Source organism: Candidatus Cryosericum odellii, assembly GCF_003570935.1.
Classification (GTDB): Bacteria; Caldisericota; Caldisericia; order Cryosericales; family Cryosericaceae; genus Cryosericum; species Cryosericum odellii.
Map to the genome: position 1 here is coordinate 1,898 of NZ_QXIU01000172.1, position 1,385 is coordinate 3,282.

At 54.6% G+C, this 1,385-nt stretch carries 2 protein-coding genes and 1 pseudogene; 1 reads left to right on the plus strand and 2 read right to left on the minus strand.

From position 1 onward, the window contains the following. Positions 1-554: pseudogene (locus tag SMC5_RS11065) on the minus strand (carboxypeptidase M32); the annotation flags it as partial. A gap of 148 nt (positions 555-702) precedes the next feature. Continuing rightward, positions 703-909, minus strand: coding sequence for a cold-shock protein (locus tag SMC5_RS07110; RefSeq protein WP_119120152.1), 207 nt, complete (start codon positions 907-909; stop codon positions 703-705). A 281-nt stretch (positions 910-1,190) separates the two neighbouring features. Here SMC5_RS07110 and SMC5_RS07115 point away from each other — a divergent pair. Beyond that, positions 1,191-1,385 (plus strand): hypothetical protein (locus SMC5_RS07115; RefSeq protein ID WP_119120153.1); only part of this gene is annotated, 195 nt, incomplete at its 3' end.

Genomic DNA, 1,385 nt, shown 5'->3' on the forward strand with positions numbered 1-1,385 from the left:
TGTCTTATGAATGGCACCAGCTCGGACTTGAGGCCGTCGATGATAACCCTGAGGTCTTCGGTCGTGACGGAAGGCTCATAGTCGTCCAGCAGCACGTCGTACCTGTTCTTCTCGTAGCCGCAGTACTCGATAAACTCCTTCTGGTACGCGACGATTTCCTCGAGGTAAGGACGGAACATCGCGAAATCGGACTTGGCTTTTGCCTCCTGCCATGCGTACTCGCCTTTCGAGCAAGCCACCGTGAACTTCTCGTACTTATCGGGAGGGATGGCTGAGATCTTCCGATACTGTTTCGTCTCGAGCTCCACGTTTCTCCGGTCGACCTCGCTGAGTTGCCGGTCGACTGCGGGTCTGTTGAAGTACTCGACAAAGGCAGCCATTCGCGGAGACGTCGACATCTCGAAAGCAGTCCTCCCCAGCTTCCCTGCCACCATCGACCGGTCTGGTGCCGCCTTTGGAGGCATCTTGGTCCTCATGTCCCATTCGACAAGCGCCGCCGCACTGGTGTAGCTCGCGATCTCCTTGCAGTAATCGTAGAATTCCCTGATGTCCATTGTGTCATTCTCCCCACTGCATGTCATCCAACACAACATAGCATATGAGCGGTGCAAACCCATGTCAATCGGTATCCGTACTATCGGGCTGCAAAATGAAAAGTCCCCGGCGCACGCCGGGGACTCGATTGGGTTCAGGTGTCAGTGATCAGACCTTGACCTGGACGTCCTTCGCCTGCGGGCCCTTGTCGCCCTGCACAACCTCGAACTCCACAAGGTCGCCCTCCTTGAGGGCCTTGAAGCCAGAGCCGATGATTGCACTGTAGTGGACAAAAACGTCCTTGTCGCCGTCGTCACGAGTGATGAAACCATAGCCCTTCTCTGCATTGAACCACTTTACCTTACCTGTAAGCACTGATGACCTCCATACACAATTGTGGCATGTCGTATCTTGCCACTAAGAAGTATACAATTTCAAAAAAAACACGTCAATACCTCTGAGGCAATGCGAAACAGTTCACTTGATCGCGTCACTCCTCATCTCGCCTTCAGCCCTTGTGGCAGCGCAGGCGGAAACCCCGTTGTAACCTGATCAGCCTGCTTACCGTATGCGAAGTGAACAGTGCATGACCCAGCTCACCCTTTATGACGATCCTGAGCCCGGGTCTTTTTGCAGCCTGCACAAGGGGGTACGAGATGAACAATAATGAACAGCACGAACGTAACACGAGAGCCCTTGGACTCTTGCTTCTAGCCGTGGGCGCCTGGATCCTGGTCGCCAGATTCATTCACATCGACCTGGGATTCTGGCTGTGGCCCTTCTGGGTCATTGTCCCCGGCGGACTCATCATGGCTCTCGGTTTCCGGGATACACACCGGAGCAACGAAGGC